This is a genomic window from Nostoc sp. ChiQUE01b, from assembly GCF_034531255.1.
Lineage (GTDB): Bacteria > Cyanobacteriota > Cyanobacteriia > Cyanobacteriales > Nostocaceae > Nostoc.
Genome location: NZ_JAVRBM010000023.1, coordinates 79,956 through 97,416 on the forward strand (window position 1 = coordinate 79,956; position 17,461 = coordinate 97,416).

The 17,461-nt window shown below is 42.1% G+C and carries 13 protein-coding genes; 3 read left to right on the forward strand and 10 right to left on the reverse strand.

Annotated elements, in window-relative coordinates:
• Positions 1–30: 30 nt before the first annotated feature.
• The gene (locus RMY63_RS17205) at positions 31–324 is read left to right on the forward strand and encodes an antibiotic biosynthesis monooxygenase (protein ID WP_322729853.1); all 294 of its coding nucleotides are present in this window, start codon (positions 31–33) and stop codon (positions 322–324) included.
• Positions 325–483: 159 nt separating this feature from the next.
• Here RMY63_RS17205 and pcrA read toward each other — a convergent pair whose 3' ends face one another.
• Positions 484–2,808 (reverse strand): DNA helicase PcrA, encoded by a 2,325-nt coding sequence (pcrA, locus tag RMY63_RS17210; RefSeq protein ID WP_322729854.1) that lies wholly within the window; start codon positions 2,806–2,808, stop codon positions 484–486.
• Between the two features lie 178 nt (positions 2,809–2,986).
• Here pcrA and RMY63_RS17215 point away from each other — a divergent pair, with 178 nt between their 5' ends.
• The gene (locus tag RMY63_RS17215) at positions 2,987–3,247 is read left to right on the forward strand and encodes a hypothetical protein (protein WP_322729855.1); all 261 of its coding nucleotides are present in this window, start codon (positions 2,987–2,989) and stop codon (positions 3,245–3,247) included.
• A gap of 9 nt (positions 3,248–3,256) precedes the next feature.
• Here the strand turns inward: RMY63_RS17215 and RMY63_RS17220 are convergent, their stop codons facing one another.
• The 5 genes from RMY63_RS17220 to psb34 (RMY63_RS17240) all read right to left on the reverse strand — a co-directional run bounded on the left by RMY63_RS17220 (position 3,257) and on the right by psb34 (RMY63_RS17240) (position 11,866).
• On the reverse strand, positions 3,257–8,704 hold the full coding sequence (locus tag RMY63_RS17220; protein WP_322729856.1) for a phytase: 5,448 nt from the start codon (positions 8,702–8,704) through the stop codon (positions 3,257–3,259).
• A gap of 510 nt (positions 8,705–9,214) precedes the next feature.
• The gene (locus tag RMY63_RS17225) at positions 9,215–9,997 is read right to left on the reverse strand and encodes a COP23 domain-containing protein (RefSeq protein WP_322729857.1); all 783 of its coding nucleotides are present in this window, start codon (positions 9,995–9,997) and stop codon (positions 9,215–9,217) included.
• A 238-nt stretch (positions 9,998–10,235) separates the two neighbouring features.
• The gene (locus RMY63_RS17230) at positions 10,236–10,982 is read right to left on the reverse strand and encodes a Uma2 family endonuclease (protein ID WP_322729858.1); all 747 of its coding nucleotides are present in this window, start codon (positions 10,980–10,982) and stop codon (positions 10,236–10,238) included.
• A gap of 315 nt (positions 10,983–11,297) precedes the next feature.
• The gene (psb34, locus tag RMY63_RS17235; RefSeq protein ID WP_322729859.1) at positions 11,298–11,468 is read right to left on the reverse strand and encodes a photosystem II assembly protein Psb34; all 171 of its coding nucleotides are present in this window, start codon (positions 11,466–11,468) and stop codon (positions 11,298–11,300) included.
• Between the two features lie 227 nt (positions 11,469–11,695).
• Positions 11,696–11,866 carry a photosystem II assembly protein Psb34 gene (gene psb34 / locus RMY63_RS17240; RefSeq protein WP_322729859.1) on the reverse strand — a complete coding sequence of 57 codons (171 nt, stop codon included), beginning with the start codon at positions 11,864–11,866 and terminating at the stop codon, positions 11,696–11,698.
• 240 nt (positions 11,867–12,106) lie between these two features.
• On the opposite strand from psb34 (RMY63_RS17240), the gene RMY63_RS17245 reads away from it, so the two are divergent.
• The gene (locus RMY63_RS17245) at positions 12,107–12,817 is read left to right on the forward strand and encodes a pYEATS domain-containing protein (protein ID WP_322729860.1); all 711 of its coding nucleotides are present in this window, start codon (positions 12,107–12,109) and stop codon (positions 12,815–12,817) included.
• Between the two features lie 65 nt (positions 12,818–12,882).
• On the opposite strand, the gene RMY63_RS17250 is transcribed toward RMY63_RS17245, so the two are convergent.
• From RMY63_RS17250 to RMY63_RS17265, 4 genes are all read right to left on the reverse strand, one after another.
• Positions 12,883–14,511: a mucoidy inhibitor MuiA family protein gene (locus RMY63_RS17250; protein WP_322729861.1), complete on the reverse strand. Its 1,629-nt coding sequence runs from the start codon at positions 14,509–14,511 to the stop codon at positions 12,883–12,885.
• Between the two features lie 117 nt (positions 14,512–14,628).
• Entirely contained in the window at positions 14,629–15,570 is a 942-nt protein-coding gene (locus tag RMY63_RS17255; protein ID WP_322729862.1) for a LysR family transcriptional regulator, read from the reverse strand.
• Positions 15,571–15,816: 246 nt separating this feature from the next.
• Positions 15,817–16,605, reverse strand: a complete 789-nt coding sequence (locus RMY63_RS17260; protein ID WP_322729863.1) for a BMC domain-containing protein — start codon at positions 16,603–16,605, stop codon at positions 15,817–15,819.
• Positions 16,606–16,662: 57 nt separating this feature from the next.
• Positions 16,663–17,439, reverse strand: a complete 777-nt coding sequence (locus tag RMY63_RS17265) for a transferase (protein WP_322729864.1) — start codon at positions 17,437–17,439, stop codon at positions 16,663–16,665.
• Between the last annotated feature and the right edge of the window lie 22 nt (positions 17,440–17,461).

A 17,461-nucleotide genomic window follows, 5' to 3' on the forward strand; every position in this document is an offset into this window, starting at 1 on the left:
AGCATTAACTTAATTCTTACCAAATAGTATATGATTCTTGAGGCTGTGATGCTTCATATTAAACCTGGTCTAGAATCAGATTTTGAAGCTACTTTCAAAAAAGCTTCTAAAATTATTTCTTCAATGGACGGATATTTATCCCATGAATTGCATAAATGTATAGAAATCCAAGGTAAGTATTTATTACTTGTCAGATGGCAAAATTTAGAATCTCATACTGTGGGATTTAGAAGTTCTGCTGAGTATCAAGAGTGGAAAAAACTTCTGCATCATTTTTATGAGCCATTTCCCACTGTTGAACACTTTGAAGAAGTTGAAATATGAAAAACAATAAGTTACAAAAACTCATCCTTTGATAAGTTCAGAATAAGCCGGAGTTAATACAATCTAAGCTCAACTTATAAATGGGTCAGTTTCAGTCGGGGTTTAAATCCCCGTCTGAAAATGTCTAAAATGTTTGAATTTTGAATTGTTAAATATCTGTTACTCTACTCGTTGCAACTGCGCTACTCTTGGGTCAACAATTTTTTGTCCTAAGCTAGCAAATTTAATAGCTACAGACATCTTACTACCCGTTCCGAAGACATGAGTGATTTCACCAAGCCCAAAGGTTTTATGTAATACTCGATCACCTACTTGCCAATTCTGCTTTGTATCTTGTTTTCCATTGGGAGTAGAGGCAGTTTTGGTATAACTTTGACGACTCAGGCGTTGAGTAGTTAATAATTCTTCTGGTAATTCGTCGAGAAATTGCGATCGCACAGCGGGTTCACGAGAACCATACAAACGGCGTTCCCGCGCGTGTGATAAAAATAACCTCTCCTGGGCGCGAGTAATCCCCACATAACACAGGCGGCGTTCTTCTTCCAAAGATGCGGGATCACTTAGGGAACGAAAGCCGGGAAATAGCCCTTGTTCTAATCCCACCAGAAACACCACAGGAAATTCCAAACCTTTGGAAGCGTGCAAAGTCATCAAAGAAACGGCTGTTTGTCCTTCTTTTAAGTTATCTAAATCGGAACTGAGGGCGGCACTACTCAGAAAGTCTCGTAGGGAAATCTCTTCGTTTTCTTCTTGAAATTGCAGTGCAGCGTTATAAAGCTCCTGAACGTTTTGTACCCGATCTGTGGCTTCATCTGTGCCTTGATTCATCAAGTCTTGAACGTAACCAGAATCTTCTAATATTCCTTGCAAAACCTCAGTTACCGGAAGCGTAGCGACTTGTCCTTGCCAACGGCTAATCATTGCAGCAAAGCTATTTACAGCTTTTGTCGCCCGTCCAGCTAATGTATTAACTGATGTCTCATCGCTGAGTATTTCCCACAGAGTTGTCCCTAGTTGCTGAGATGCGTTTACCAAAGCATCAATAGTGGTTTTGCCAATTCCCCGCCGGGGAGTATTAATAACTCGTAATAAACTGACTGTATCAGCTGGATTATTTATCGCTCTTAAATAAGCTACTACATCTTTAATTTCTTTGCGATCGTAAAACCTCATTCCCCCCACAACTGTGTAAGGAATTTGATATTTCACCAATAATTCTTCAAAGGGACGAGATTGGGCATTCGTTCGATAAAGTATGGCAAAACTACCCCAGTTCAACTCTGGATTTTGGTTTTTTAAAGTGCTAATTTGATTAATTACAAATGCCGCTTCTGCAAGTTCTTCATCGGCTTTGTGACAAGTAATCTGTTCACCCGATCCCCGCGTCGCTTTGAGAATTTTATCAATCCGTTGGGTGTTATTTTCAATCAGTTCGTTAGCCGCTTGTAGAATGTTTTCACAAGAACGATAGTTTTCTTCTAGCTTAACCATCGTCCGGGTGTCATCATCTACCAAACCATCGCCAAAGTCTTCCTGAAATCCTAGCAAGATAGTGAAATCTGCCATCCGAAAGCTGTAAATAGATTGATCTGCATCGCCAACAACAAAAACTGAGCGATTTTCCCATTGCCATTCGCTCTTTTTGGTTTCGCCATTAGTAACTAATAAATTAATCAGTTGATACTGAGTGCGGTTAGTATCCTGATATTCATCTACGAGGATATGACGAAACTTGCGATGCCAGTAACCCAATACCTGCTCGTTTTGTTGAAATAATCTCGTAGGTACAAGAATTAGATCGTCAAAGTCAAGAGCGTTGTTTTGTACTAACTTATCTTGATATAAATTGTAAACTTGGGCAATCACCCGTCCGCGATAATTGGGTTGATCTTGCTCAAATTCTTGGGGTGATAAACCTTGGTTTTTCGCATTACTAATAGCGTAGCGGACAGAGCGGGCGTCAAACTTCTTATCGTCTAAATTTAGCTCTTTATTAACGATTTCTTTGATGAGACTGATTACATCTGATTCATCAAAAATAGAGAAATTGCGATTCCAACGGCGTCCTTTTTCGTCTACATATTTTTCAATATCAAAGCGGAGAATGCGAGAAAATAGACTGTGGAAAGTGCCACACCATAAGTCTTTGATAGTATTTTTGTAAACTTGCGATCGCAACTGTATTTGTTGGTATTCTGTCAACAAATCAAAACGCTGACCGTGTTGTTTCATCGCCAGTTGTTCCGCAAACAGCCGTTGAATCCGCTCTTTCATCTCCCGCGCGGCTTTGTTGGTAAAAGTAACCGCCAGGATATTTTCTGGATCGACGCGGTGTTTGAGAATCAGATTCGCAATGCGATAAGTCAGCGCTCGTGTTTTACCGGAACCTGCGCCAGCAACAACTAGCAACGGGCCGCAGTAATGTTCGACAGCTTGACGTTGGCTAGGGTTAAGGTGACTGAGAAAGTCGATGGTTGTTGTCATGGATGTGAAAAAGCGATGTCTACGACGGGCTACGGCTACGCCTGGTGTCGCATCAATAGAGGGTTGCTATTGCCCAGGTTACAACATCCTAACGAAACTTGGTTAACAAAGATTGTGTGGCAATATTCTTAACCAGAATGGTACTCTATCATGATTTATGTAGAAGCAAGAAAAAGCTATGCTGTCAGTCAAAGGCATATTCCAAAACGGTGTGGTTCATCCTAACGAACCAATTGAAGGGCATGAGGGGCAGTCAGTTCTAATCGTGTTTGTCGAAGAAAACCACACACCTGGGCCAGCAACGCCAGAAGACTCAGATTGGGATAAACTATGGCTGGTTATCTTTAACAGCGATCGCATTAACTTTCTTCTCAAACAAATAGGCTGTAGGGACATACAGCTATACGTCCCTATAAAAGACTTTTTGATGAGAAGCTAGGCGAACAAATTAAGCCACGATACTAGCCGAGAAAACGAAATCATTAGCTGTGAGGCTAGTCGATCTAATTCCAATCAATGAAGCCAACTCTGTATTTCCGGTTTTCACCAAAGTATCACTACCCTGTTGCAATAAAGTTAAACCACTAAATTGAGTGATACCAATACCACCAAGCCCAATTTTGTCAATACCAACTTTAAAATCAGTCACAATATTCTTGCTAGTTGGCAGACTGGCGTTAGCAATCCAGAATTGATCGACACCAGTACCACCACTGAGGCGACCGCCACCCCCTTGACCAGCAAATAGCACATCATCACCATCGCCACCAAATAGGGAGTCATTAACATTAGAGAAGAGTCTGTCATCTCCAGAACCACCGTCAAGACGGTTATTGCTACCGTTACTCGTGAGGGTGTCGTTACCTGAGCCACCGAATAATGATTGACGAGAACCTTCAATTACTGTGAGAGTATCATCACCTGTTGCTCCAAACAAATTATTACTACCACTGGCTTCCACCACGGTAATAACATCATCACCAATGCCACCATCAGCACTGCTATTTTGAACCGAGCCATTTTGACCAATAAATATGCGATCGTCACCTTCTCCCCCGGATACTGAAGAATCACTGCCTACGAGTACGGTGTCATCACCGTTTCCAGCTTCGATTGTGTTGCCTTTAGTACCTTCTACAAAGTCTGCACCATCACCCGCAAAAAATGTTTTTCCTGGCTCAATTGTTACATTATCGCTGTTGCTAGAACCAAAGTTGCCTGGAAAAGTAGGCTCTACAGGTGTCAGGTTATTAGGCAATTCCAGAATACCCAGTTTCTCAGCAGGAGTATTGCCTGTAACGTTGAAGTCGTTGTCGTTAATCAAAGCTAGGGTGTTGGGTGCTACCAGTGCTAAACCTTCTAATTTTTCTACCCCGGTGTAACCCAATTGTGCAGCATTAGCAATCAAACTCTTGGTTACAGGGATGATATTGGCAGCAGCTAATTCTGCAGAGGTCAGTTGCTCAATGGTTTTACCAGATGGCAAGGTAAACGCTCTTTTGTTGATATTGGTCGCCCCGGCTAAATCTATTTGGTAAATTAGTTTATTGCTAGCAGATGTACCATTATCGTCTCGTTCAACTACTGCAAATTTGCCGTTACCTAAAGAAACTGCATCGCCAATCTTATCAGTTCCCGGTAAACCTTCTAGGCGATATAAATACTCTCCTGTTACCTGCTTGCTGACAATATCAAATTCTAGAATTCGCAGGTTGAGAGAAGCTTTAGAAGTCGCATCATTGGCGACATCTGGATTATCGATCGCACTCTGAATAAAGGCATATAATTTATTATCTTGGAGTGCTACAGCTTCAAATCCTCGGTTATTGCGGCGTTGGGCATAAACTGCTGGCAATACCTCAGTACCAAAAGTTCTGGCGGGTTGGTCTGGGTTGGGTGCTGTGGCAGTTCCTTGAGGGATAAAGCGGTCAATCAGCTTTCCATTAGTGTCAAAGTGGTAAATTGCCGGACGGTATTCATCTACCAGCCAGTAATCTCCATTGTCCGCAACTACAATGCCTTCTAAGTCAGCACCCAAAGGATCGTTAGCTAGAACCTTGTTGTCTAAGTCAACAGCAATTTCATCTGTGTAGGCTAAACCGTTTCCTACAGCTTGCAAGTTAGGCAGTCCCGTTAATGCCGTCGTTCCATCTTGGCAAAATAGCCCTGTTCTGTTGGTGATGGTGATTTCACCTGTGGTGCGATTGAGTTCAAAACTGACTATTTCTGGCTGGAAGTTTGGTAATAAATATGGTCTTTTGACACCATTAGCATCTCCATTAGGGCCGCGGTCTGTGTTGGTGACAAATTTCAGGTTGCCATTTGCTGCAAACCCTTGGAAATACAATCCAGAAAAACCACCCAAGAAAATATCTTGACCTTTTGAGGTAGTACCTAGTTTGGGTAGGTTTTCAAATTCATAGATAGTCAGTTTGGGTTGGGCGACAGGATTGCGAGGATCGTAACTAGTGGTATCGATATTTAGAGAATTGGGAAAAGAATTGGCAATATTTTCCCAAGGCACTAGCTTAAAATTCGAGTTGACGTTTTCGCCATCGATGGTTTTGGCAGGTTCATTAGAGCCATCTTGGGTGACAAATAAACCAAATGGGAAGTTAGGCCCTAGTGGCACGTTAATTATGTCAGCACCATCTGACTCTTGCACGCTGTCAATTGACCCATTGTTACCAATGGCAAAGTTACCTACGTATTCATTGTTACCTTCACGAGTGTAGGCAACAAAGGTGCTATCACCTTGGCTGGATGCTAACAAGTAGCCTGTACCGTTTTTGCCATAGTAGATGGTCAACCCTTCAGCATCATCGGTGAGGTGAGAACCACCTTCAAAACGAACGCGATCAATTAGTTTACCTGTTTTGCCACCATCTGGTTCGGCGTTGAATTTCCAGATGCCCACATCTTCTTGGGCTATGTAGAGAAAGCCGGTTTCTTGGTCAACTACCATACCTTCTGTTTGGGGAGAACGCCCTGCTGCGGTGGGCGAGGGGATGGTAAACTCGCGCACCAGCTCTGCTCCAATTTTGCCATTACCTTTGTCAATTAGCTTGAACTGAGCGATGTCTCCAGTTTGGCGGCGACTGGTAAAGACATAGTAATCATTAGTTTCGGGGCTACGGTATAAGGTAACTCCGTAAGAACTGCAAGTGGATGCAGAATAAGGAGGTTCAAAAGGTGATGCTTGGAAAATAGTACCAATATTGCTATCGGTGATATCTTCCAAATACTGACCGGGAGTGGTGGGGTTGGGGTTAATTTTGAAGATTGCTAGTTTATCATTTTGGCGATCGCTAGCTACGGCAATATCGATAGATTGATTGCCTAATTGAAAACCGTATTGCAAATCAATGTTGTTGTAGCGAATACCACCAGGATTAACTGTTTGCAACAAATTACCAGACAGGTCATAAACCCGCAGTCCAGCATTTTTGACTGAGGTTAATACTAAACTATCAGCAGCATTTGTGGCATTAACATAGATAGCAGGGTCATCAGCATCAGCATCCCGATCTACAGCAGGTAATGCTGGATCTTCATCGTCAAATAAAGCAGGACGAGTTTCTACTGTGGGTGCAGCAGTGGCAACTAAGTCTGCACCCAAGGTGAGAATTTGGGTATATTGAGTTTGGTTGAAGTTGTTGTCACTCACCAGTACAATGGAGTGACGACCATCTGCTAGTTTGGGGCCAAAGGCAAGACCTTCTATATTATCTACTCCTGTAATCGGGTGATTTGCATCAGTAGGCAGATTGAGGTCAGTTAAATTTAACAGCAGACGCTTTTGGGCGGGTTTAATCGCTGCTAGTTGTTCAGCACTCAAATTATTCAGAGAATCGTAGAAACTAATGTCAGTTGCACCTTGCAAAGAAACTTCGTAGATTTTGATGGTATTGCCTACACCTTGGGCAAAGGAGCGTTCTAACGCCAGGAAAGTACCACGATTATCTATTGCTAATAAATCCGCCAAACCATTGTCAGTTGAGCCTGTGCTGGGGTTTGGTGCTTCGGGAATTGCATCAGTGATGTAGAGGTATTCTTTTTCTGGTTGTCCAGTAACCAGATTGTATTGTAGAATCCGAGAAGGGCTGCCATTAGTAAGTGAAGCTTTTGATCCATCTTGGGATAGTGCGTTTTCGGTAGCCGTGAATAAGGTTTTCTGGTCGGGTGTGATAGTGAGGCTTTCAAAGGCTAAGTTATTGTATACGCCTGATGTCTGCGTATCTCCTGCATCTACAATGCCGTCGTTATTGGTATCTTCAACTACTGGTAAGAATTTGCTAGGGACAAATAGCGATCGCACTTCTTGCCCTGTAGTCAGCGAAAACTCTTTAATAAAGGGATTAGTAACACGACCAGCTGTAGGATTAACTTCGCCTTCTGAAGAGATGAAGACTGTGCCATTGTTGGTTAAAGCAATACCTTCTGTGTCGAGGCTGTTGGTTGCAAAAAAGTTGCCTTTGGTATCTTTTAAGGGAGTGACATTAGTAAAAGTCACTCCAGAATCGGTGGCAGTGAAGGTATAAAAACGGGCAGGGGCAACTTGAGAGCGATCGTCTGAGATAGCGTAGTAGCGGTTATTCGCAGCATCATAGGTAACACCAGATAATCCACCCACCGGAGTCTGTACCCCATTCACAGTTCCCGCCGCGCCAGCAGGAATAAAGCCAGTAACGAAGGTAGTTTGTTTTAGAAATCCTATACTGGGAATGGTTTTACCTGGTTCAGTTGGTCTAGCTTGTACATCTGCAAACACCAGGCGATGGTCAGAACTGGGGAAGGGAAAAGTACCTACCAAGGGAAACGTTGAATCGGTATTTAGAGGCCAAAAGACTCCTGAGTTGGCAATTGTCAGGTCAGTTGAGGGTAGCACATAGTCAGTCCGCAGATTTCCAGGAGTGGTATCGGCAAAATCTGCCGTGTCAAAGCTAGGATTACCTTTTTGGCTAGCGTTTGCACCAGCTTGTAAGTCTGTTTGTTGGGAACCACCCAAACTAGTAGGGATGACATTAGTATTGATATTAGGATTTTGCAACAATTGGCGAATAGCGTTGTCAAAACTATCACCATCCAACGGATCTGCATTTTGGTCGCCCATAATCACAAAGCTTGAGCCAGCATCAATACCGCCCGTTTTACCTGCATCATCATAGATGTAATTGCCTTTACCAGGTGTTATGTAATCTGCCCAAAAGCGAATCTCGTCGTGGTTACGCTTACCGTTGCGGTCTTCTGCGCCATCAAAAGTTGGGGGTGTGGGATGGCTGGCGAGGATGTGAACTGTCTCGCCGTTTACCTGGATGGGTACATCCCAGTGACTTTTAGAAGAAAGGCGTAGAACTGCCAGTTCCTCCTCAGAATACCAATCATTTGGCTGTGGGGTTGCAGAGTTATCGGGAAGCAAAGCATTGGACATATCTTTCCAAAGGAAGTTTTGGAAAGTGCGGATGTTGGCGGTGTCGATGGGATATTTGGATAGCAGCAATATCCCATATTGACCGGGGAAATTTCCAAATCCAAAAGCATCATCGCCGTATCCTGCTGCACCTGGGGTTGTAATCGCTTTACCGTCATTGTTTAAGTCAAACCCAGAGGTAATACCTGTATTGGAAGGAGCGATGTAGAAGTAGGGGTAGTCAACAGGTGTTGTACCATTCTGGCTGACGGCTAGGTAATTTTGCCGGAATAGTTGAACTGCCTCCGGCGAATAGTCAAACTCGTTAATTAGCAACACATCCGGGTTATTACGCTGGATAATCTCAGCAACCGTTTTTGCCTGAGCATTGTCAGGGGTAGATAAATCACTGATTAACTGACCTTCAGCGTTCCGATTCAAAGAAGCGTTGAACTGAGAAAAGCGAATTGTGCTTGTAGTTACCATAGTTTAATCAGAGATAAATTCCAGATATAAATAAGACTGCTTTGAAAATTGGGAGTGGGGAATAAGAAACCGCAGAGTACAACGAAAAATCGGAGTTTGAGAAGATATGCCTAAGTCCTGTTAAATCTGCGTTAAACAAAGACGAAACGAGTATTTGTTGCCAAATTTGTATTGCGATGCCATTTTTGTGCCAGCAAAAAAAGTTGAATGCAAAGATGAATTTTACAGTCGAGGATTAGGCTGTGCTGATGCCTTGAGCAATCTTGCGATCGCTATCAAAAAAAGATAATGTAGTACAAAAAGCTACATGTTTTACTAGTATTAATCTATATTCAGCAACCTCAAGTTATTCCAGTAATATTAAGAAACAGCTAGCAAAAGGTTAAAACAACAAATATTTGCTATGGCATTTCTTTGCCCATAAAAAAAGGCGGACAAGATGTCCGCCCCACAATAAGTAGTTGGATATTTTTTATTTGAAAGTCATTTGGTATTAAAAACCACTATTGGTTATCGGAAATTACGAGGATTTAAGCGAACAGAGTTAGGTTGAGACTGACGACGAATTGCTACTCCACTCCGCAAATTGTTTCCGGTACCGCCATCTTTCGCATCAAGAAAAGGTTTCAAATTAATCGCGCTTCTAGATGAACTAACCCGATTATTGCCACCGCCTAGAAGTGTACGTCCTAAATTATATAATTCGTCGCGTCCATTACTGCGATCGCCATAAGTGTTAACAGCTATAGTTTGCTGTCCACTGTCAGCAGTAGTCAAGTTCTGAAAAATGCTATTGCGGATAACATAGGGATCTTTTCCACGGGGGACTGTCAACACAATTCTACAGGTTGGGTTAGTTTCAGTTGTGACGCAGACAATATTTTCGTTATTTTCTACGGCTGTCTGAAGTTCTTGTAAGCCATCTGGGCGATAAAGTTCTAAACGACTAGCAATTGCTGTACAACGTCTTTGTGCGTCCCAACCACCGCCCAAAGCCGCAGGCGCTGCCCAAGCAAAGAATTGTCCTGGTTGACTTTGTGGCTGATACATGACAGTGTACTGTCCATTATAAGTTTGACAGCTAAACCGAGTTGTACCATCAGCTGAGGGTGAAGGTGGTACACCTGTCGATGTGTCTATTGGGACTGGTGCTGATGTACCGCCTGATGGTACTGTTGGTACTACTACACCATCGCCATTAGAATCATATTGTGCCATTGCTGCCGAATTACTCAGACACAAAGATAAGCCAAGACTGCCCAAAGATATTAACCGTAGCATTTGTGATGACATAAATCATCCTCCAGGAGAAATAAGTAGGGAATTGATAATTTAAGTGACGAGTAATTCTAGCTTTTGATTCATCAAAAACGCTATTTTTTTTCCTCTCTTGCTTTTTTCTCTTGCAGTAGCTTTTTCACCCGCGCTTGAATTTCTGTATGACGCTCCACTCCTTCGTAGGCATAACGGTTGTAGCACTTATTTGCTTAAACTGAGTCACTCAAATACTTGAAAATTTTATTTGTATATGCTAAAGCAAATTATTTGGATCGATACCTTGAGATTGTAAATAGGCAATTAGCCGTTCTTTTTGCTGACGTTCCTGTTCGGCACGTTGGCGTTCCTGTTCAATTTGTTCGACTGCCCAAAGTAACAAATTACCTGCCTCATCCCACCAGCGCAACCAATAACCAGTTCTGGCTTCTTTTGTTCCTTGCCAAGTTCCTAAGAATAAACCCATTGAATCAATCCAATGACGACCATTTTCATCAGGTTGCTTTAACTCGTAGCGCCTGTTTTCGAGTTGGTAAAATTCTAACAAACCACCATTTGGGTCAAAAATCACGTAAATTGGGACTTGAAGGATCTGCTCGTAAAAAAACCATTTTCCTGGTGGATAGATTCGCTTAAAAGAGTACTCTCCACCCTCAGTGTCAGATAGAAATTCGATCACCACCGCCGGAATATCACCCTCTAAATTGGGTGTGTAGCTTTTGCGTTCTCCTAAAACCTGATTTACCGATGGCACATAAACCCAGTCGGGTGCTTTAGCAACAAATTGTCCGTTTACCGTCGCACAAAGTCCAAAATTTGAGGCTATCAACATCTGTGATTGGATGAAACCACTTATCTCAAGGCTTTCGCGCAAAGCACCAGCCAATAATGGCTGACCTATATTTTCCACTGGTTCATCCTCTAGGTGAAAATCTGCGGGTAATGCTTCCCAAGATATTACCAATTCTGTTGAAGATTTAGTTTCACCGAGTTGGGTTGTCATAAACACCCCTTTTATATTGATTTGTCTTTATTTTATGGCTGACCAGTCGTTTATTGCTGACGGGGCAACAAAAAAAGCTAGGTATGCAGATAAAATAAGTTCCATTATTTACGCTTATTGCGACTCGATTAATTATGTTTGTGAATTCTTTTAGAGATTTGTGCTGAGATATTGGTCATCCTAGTTTGACAAGTCTAATACACTCGCCGCTTGGAATGGGATGTATAAAAACAAAAAACCCCGGCTCAATTAGCTGAGGTAAAGTCGAGAAGTGAGATTAACGATGATATACAGCGATACTGAAATCAAAAAATCTTAGCTAACGCTAAAACCAACCAAAACTAAAGCGGTGACGATTAAGGTTGCAAAAAGACCTTGTAAAACGTATTTACGTTGTTCCCAAATTGCTGGATACTCAGCGTAGTACATCTGGGGTTCTGCTGCGTAGTTGTTGAGAATGCCGTCTTCGTTAGTGGTGGTGTACATAGTTTTTTCCTTTCTTTGTTTTGTTATCTTATGTAAATAAATATAACAAGTTCGTTACAAATCGTCAACAGGACTTGACAAAAAAAAGACTGATGGTAGATATAAAACTGACTTATCAGCATACCACTGCCGTTTAAGGATACGTAAAACACAAAAAACCCCGGCGAAACTAGCCGAGGTGACAGAGAGAAGTATGAATGACGATCAGATACCGAAATTAAAAAATCTTAGCTAACGCTAAAACCAACCAAAACTAAAGCGGTGACGATTAAGGTTGCAAAAAGACCTTGTAAAACGTATTTACGTTGTTCCCAAATTGCTGGATACTCAGCGTAGTACATCTGGGGTTCTGCTGCGTAGTTGTTGAGAATGCCGTCTTCGTTAGTGGTGGTGTACATAGTTTTTTCCTTTCTTTGTTTTGTTATCTTATGTAAATAAATATAACAAGTTCGTTACAAATCGTCAATACTACTTGACAAAAAAAAGACTGATGGTAGATATAAAACTGACTTATCAGCGATCGCAGATTCTGGCGAAGCGATTCTAGGCAATGAAAGCAGCTTGTATATAGCCCTCTTTTACCACTCTAGACAGAAGAAAAATAGCGATCGCATTATAAGGATAGGTAATACAACATAATGAAAATCACGAATTTTCAGACTATTTATATCGCGCAAACCTCTGAACCATCGCCATCCCCAATTCTAAAACGGGAACAGGAAGGAGTAAACCTGCTAGGTGCGAGTTGGGTTCCTTTCTGGCAAACCATAGTCTGGTTAGTATTTTGGGTTTTTATAATCAGATATATTAATAAAAATTTTAGTGAACAAATTAGTAGCTTATTCAATGTTTTTATCACAAGAATCCAAGATGGTTCTCCAGTTAAATTCGGAAACTTTATGGAGCTAGATGCTCCACTAGCTATCAAAAATGCACAGGTAAGGACTGCAACTTCAGAAGGTGTGAGTGGTATAACTGTCCCTGAAGATATTAATGAAAAAGTTCTGAATTATCAGAAACACTCTACAGGAGTTTCTGAGAGTGTTTATCTAATTCATACATCTGAGGTGATTGTATCCAAGACTTTAGAAAAACGTGGACTTTATCGGGTTAAGGTTTGGTTAGAGGCTTATTCAGAAGTTGATTTTAATAATTGTGTTCGCGTTACCTATCGCTTACATGACTCTTTTAAAAAGCAAATTATTGCTACTGAGTCACATAACAATCAGTTTGAACTGTGGCTGAATATTTGGGGAGAGTTCACGGTAATTGCCTATGTTGAACGAAAAAATCAAGAAGCGTTATGGCTGACTCGCTATCTCGATCTACCAGGACGCCCACCAGAGTAGTTTTTTGACCTAGAACGAAAGTAACACACTCTACTAATATTGGAGAATGTATTTTTTAGGATTTCCTAAATATCTAATCCAACTACCATTAAGTCAGGCGGATGTTCAACATTAAACTGGTAATATATCTCTCGTCGATCTTGGGCTGGAAGAGTTAGCAGCCATTCTAAAATTCCCATTTCACCAAGTTGAATTTGTGGATTGCTGCGATTGAGACGTACTTTAATTTGCTCGTTGCGGCTAACTGGCAATTGTTCAGTTAGTTTCAGATTTACTTCTTTGTCCAGTAAGTTAGTAATTATCAACCGATAACTATAAGTAATCCGGCGCTGGTTGCTAATTAATCTTTTGTCTACTAGACGTTCAACTAAGTCGCGCTCAATTTTTAAACCTTCATCAATTCCTAAGTTCAGTTTGAATTCTTGCCCTGGTGCAGTATTCCCTAATCCAGTAGTGCCGACAAAAACGTTGTCGCGGAAAATATTTGCTTTACCTGGTAACAAAGTCGCACCGTTGGGACTATTTTTCACATTTGCTTGTAGATAAGCAAAACTTACCAAGCGCGGCATTGCCACATAATCGAAGCTACAAGGATAATCATCGTTGAAAATTGTAGTTTTATGGGGTGCGCCATCACTGGGAATGTTACCACCAGCATTCAGTTTAAAGGTAACTACACTCCCTTCTTTAGATACTTCTGCTGTAACAGTTTCTGCCGGGATGAGACTATCCTCTGCAACTTCATCTTGTTCTTGCCAATCCGCTCTGGCAGCAGAAGCAGGTGGTTCTGCTATGCTAGGCAGCAGTGGTGGCTCGGCAGCAAATCGTCGTCGCATTCTTTGGGGACGTGGCGCATCAATATACCAGGGTTCAAGTTTGGGTGGAAGTGTACCTAATCCCGGTTTAGCGGTAGAAAGGGTGAGATTTGCACCAATCCAATCTTCGCCGGTGCTTTGAGTGATTTCTGCAAGGTAACTCAGATGCACAATATCGCTGGTAGTGCTAAAGCGTAAGTCATAAAGCGGATTCCAGCTAGCGCGATTTACTATGTAAGACACCTCTAATTCAAATTCACCTTCACCCGCTACTTCAACGGCTACAACTAAGCTAAAACTCTCTTTCGGATGGGGTGTTTGGATTATTTGCAATGAGGTGTGGAGTGCTTGCAGTTGTTTGTCTAATTCCTGCTGTTGGGTTTTGCACTCTCCAGATGCGATCGCATATTCACTATACTGGCTTCCAAGAAAGTTGAGGAAATCCAAAGTTTCGCTGAGGCTGAGATTTTTCCGAGACAAACTCTGTGCAAAGGGTTCTTCTGTTTTTTCACGTAAGCCGGCGATAAAACTAGATTGCAATGCTAAAGCATCTACTTGGGCTTGTAGGTGGCGTTTTTCTGCTTCTAATTGCTGAATTTGCCTTGTAAAATGTGCTACTCGCTCTGCTACAGGCTCAGTAGTGTAGATGCGATCGCTACTAACTCCCACCAAGCGCACCCCTACCGTACCTGTACCGCTAACCCGAACAGACTCAGTTTCTAGAGTCATTGGTACTGGGGTAATTACTAATTCTTGTTCAATTCCTGTTAAATCAACTACACCTCGCCGTGTAACCAATGCTCTGTCAGAATACACGGTAACAGCCACAATCTCGCTTTGTACTGTTTTGCGCCAAGACCGTATTTCCGGGTTAACCACTGCCAGTTTTCCCCCATTTTGAATGATTCTGCTGGTTAATTGTCAATGTTTACCAGTCTAACAGTCAACCCCTTTAGAGAATTCGTAATTCATACGAATTACAAATTACGAATTATCTTATCCGTGAATTGGTTCAAAGGTACTATGAGCAGTATCAGCTTTTTGCTCAACAAAATTCTTTGCCGCAGCTAGTAGATACTCATAATAGGCACGAGCGACGATAGAGAGCTGCTTGCCAGAGGGGTAAACCATGTACCAATGTCGCTGAATGGGGAAGTGTTGCACATCTAAAATACTGAACTCTGAAACGTCTGATAGTAAGGTATGACGGGATAAAACAGAAATTCCTAAACCACCTGCGATCGCTTGTTTAATTGCTTCATTACTTCCCAATTCTAGCTTGACTTTTACCGTCACCCCTTCTTCTTCAAATAGCTTTTGGACAGCGCGACGAGTTCCTGAACCTGGTTCTCGCATAATAAAAGGTTGGTTAGACAGGCGTTGTATAGGAATATTTTTTTCTTTGGATAAAGGATGATTATTTGGTGCAAAGACTATCAAAGGATTTTCTAAAAATGGTTCACAAGTCACATCTATATTGTCTGGAATTTGACTCATAATATATAAGTCATCCAGATTCTGACTCATCCGGTCCAAAATTTGCTCGTGATTTGTAACTTGCAGCGAGATATCAATCCCTGGATAAAGTTCGCAAAATGGCCCTAACAAACGTGGGATAAAATATTTTGCTGTTGTAATTACTGCCAAACGTAATTGTCCTTGTTTTAACCCTTTTAAATCCGCCACCTTCATTTCATACTGGGCTATATTGTGAAAAATCTGCCGACAAGTAGCAAATAATTCCCGCCCTGCCTCCGTCAGATACAATCGCTTCCCCACTTGCTCAAATAACGGCAAACCTACCGATTTTGTGAGTTGCTTAATCTGCATAGAAACCGTAGGTTGGGTGAGAAACAATTCCTCAGCAGCACGAGTAAAGCTACTGTGCCGTGCCGCCGCCTCGAACACCTTTAACTGGTGCAGCGTCGCTTGGTTCAAGGGTGATTCTCCTATATATAGCGATTAATAGATATAAAACTAGTATTACTGAACACTGGCAAATGATATAGTGATGCTCACAGAAAGTTACGAGGTCTATTATAGACAAAAATCTATGCTTTCTATTAAAAGAAAGGTATTTTATTTATGGATTGAAGAAGCTATTATTCAGAATAGCTAAAGCGTAAGATGCCTTCCATCTAGACGATGAATGCTGGATGATGATTTTTCACAATTCATCAATCATCATTCATCATTCCATAATTCCTCTTGAACTTTTGTAGGTAGTTTGGTTAAGTCTGGTAATCTTAATACCTCGATTTCCGCAACTTGTTCTTTAATATTCACTGGCAAGTTTAACGGTTCGCGTTCTTCTATCCAGCAGCTTGCCAATGGCAAGGTTTGTTCCATTTCATCCAGAGGTCGAGGAATTACCATCACTGCATTCAATTCCCCAATGCGTTCTGCCTCAAACATTCCCGCTTCCACTGCTACTGCCACATTTGCTACGGAACCACGAATAATAGCCGTACACAAACCCGCACCAATTTTTTCATAAGCTGCTAAGTGAACATCAGCAGCTTTGAGCATGGCATCACATGCTCCGACCATCGCGGGAAATCCTCGCGTTTCTACCAAACCAATTGCTTGGTTACTCAGACGGCTGGAATTGCCCTCTTGCATTAATTTAGTGAAACGGGTTGTGATGGGAAGCACTATATCTAAGTTGGGATAAGGTCGAGGAATCACTAAGCTAGAAACCAATTGACCAAACTGTTCAGCCGTTTGCACACCTGATTCTACCGCCAGACGCACGTCAGCAATTCCACCCCGGACGATCGCAGTACAATGACCGCTACCAATTTTTTCATAACCTACCAGATGAACTCCCGCCGATTTCAGCATCATATCCGCCGTCCCAACGATCGCCGGAAAGCTGCGGCAAGAAACTAAACCCAAAGCAGTATCCTGAAAGGTTTCTTGATTACTCACTCCCTGGATAGTGCGAATAGACCGTTGATTATATGTTTCCATAATGAACTCTCCAAAATACGGAAAAAGCCGACAACTTACAATTAACACTTACTCGGACTAATCGTCAGAATTTGGGTCGCTCAAGGATTGTCTATGAGGAAACAGTGTAGTCAAAAGTCTGTTTATGCTCCCTTGTCCATAAATTTGAGTCCCAAAACCGTTAGGGGGTTCTGTGGCTGGCTGACTGGGGTCTGAGTTTTGTTCTGTAGACGGTTGGGCGGCTTTTGCCAAAGTGGAGTCAGCATAATTAGTTGGTTCCTCGACAGGAGGAGGCTGACTTTCTGGAGTTGCGGGAGATTTAAAATAAGAAATCGACTTGTTTTGTTTGAAATCTACAAAAGCCGAAGCTGAAAAATTAGTTGAGGAAATTTCCTTTTCTTTAACTCCACCTAAGCCATTTTCCTCTTCCTTCGGTGGTGGTGCATTTGTAGTAGAAGTTGGGTTCTTTGTAGATGGTTCTAGCTGCTTTGTTGGGGCAATCTGCCGACTGGTATCTCCTAAAATTGAACCGGGCGGTACTACTTGTCCAGGTTCAACCGAATAGTTAAAAACTGTAGTCGCTGAACCAATACAAGCATTTGCGCCAATTTTGCCTTTGCCAACCATCAAAAAACCTGCTCCCAAGTTTGCACCTGCTTCTACTTCTAGGGTGCCTTCATGGACTTGGAGAATTGCTCCCATGCCAATACAGACCCCTGGCCCAATGACGATCTTGCTGTTTACAGCCGCTTGGAGGATCACCCCAGGTGCAAGTACCGCGCTTGGATGAATAGTCACCTCACCACTAATGTAAGTATCAAAGTTATTGCTGAGGCGCAGTGGCGGCACAGACATGGAAATTTTAACCTCGCAAGCC

Coding starts and splice junctions, on each gene's coding strand:
- RMY63_RS17205 (WP_322729853.1), top strand. CDS start 31: ATGATTCTTGAGGCTGTGATGCTTCATATTAAACCTGGTCTAGAATCA.
- pcrA (WP_322729854.1), bottom strand. CDS start 2,808: ATGACAACAACCATCGACTTTCTCAGTCACCTTAACCCTAGCCAACGT.
- RMY63_RS17215 (WP_322729855.1), top strand. CDS start 2,987: ATGCTGTCAGTCAAAGGCATATTCCAAAACGGTGTGGTTCATCCTAAC.
- RMY63_RS17220 (WP_322729856.1), bottom strand. CDS start 8,704: ATGGTAACTACAAGCACAATTCGCTTTTCTCAGTTCAACGCTTCTTTG.
- RMY63_RS17225 (WP_322729857.1), bottom strand. CDS start 9,997: ATGTCATCACAAATGCTACGGTTAATATCTTTGGGCAGTCTTGGCTTA.
- RMY63_RS17230 (WP_322729858.1), bottom strand. CDS start 10,982: ATGACAACCCAACTCGGTGAAACTAAATCTTCAACAGAATTGGTAATA.
- psb34 (WP_322729859.1), bottom strand. CDS start 11,468: ATGTACACCACCACTAACGAAGACGGCATTCTCAACAACTACGCAGCA.
- psb34 (WP_322729859.1), bottom strand. CDS start 11,866: ATGTACACCACCACTAACGAAGACGGCATTCTCAACAACTACGCAGCA.
- RMY63_RS17245 (WP_322729860.1), top strand. CDS start 12,107: ATGAAAATCACGAATTTTCAGACTATTTATATCGCGCAAACCTCTGAA.
- RMY63_RS17260 (WP_322729863.1), bottom strand. CDS start 16,605: ATGGAAACATATAATCAACGGTCTATTCGCACTATCCAGGGAGTGAGT.
- RMY63_RS17265 (WP_322729864.1), bottom strand. CDS start 17,439: ATGTCTGTGCCGCCACTGCGCCTCAGCAATAACTTTGATACTTACATT.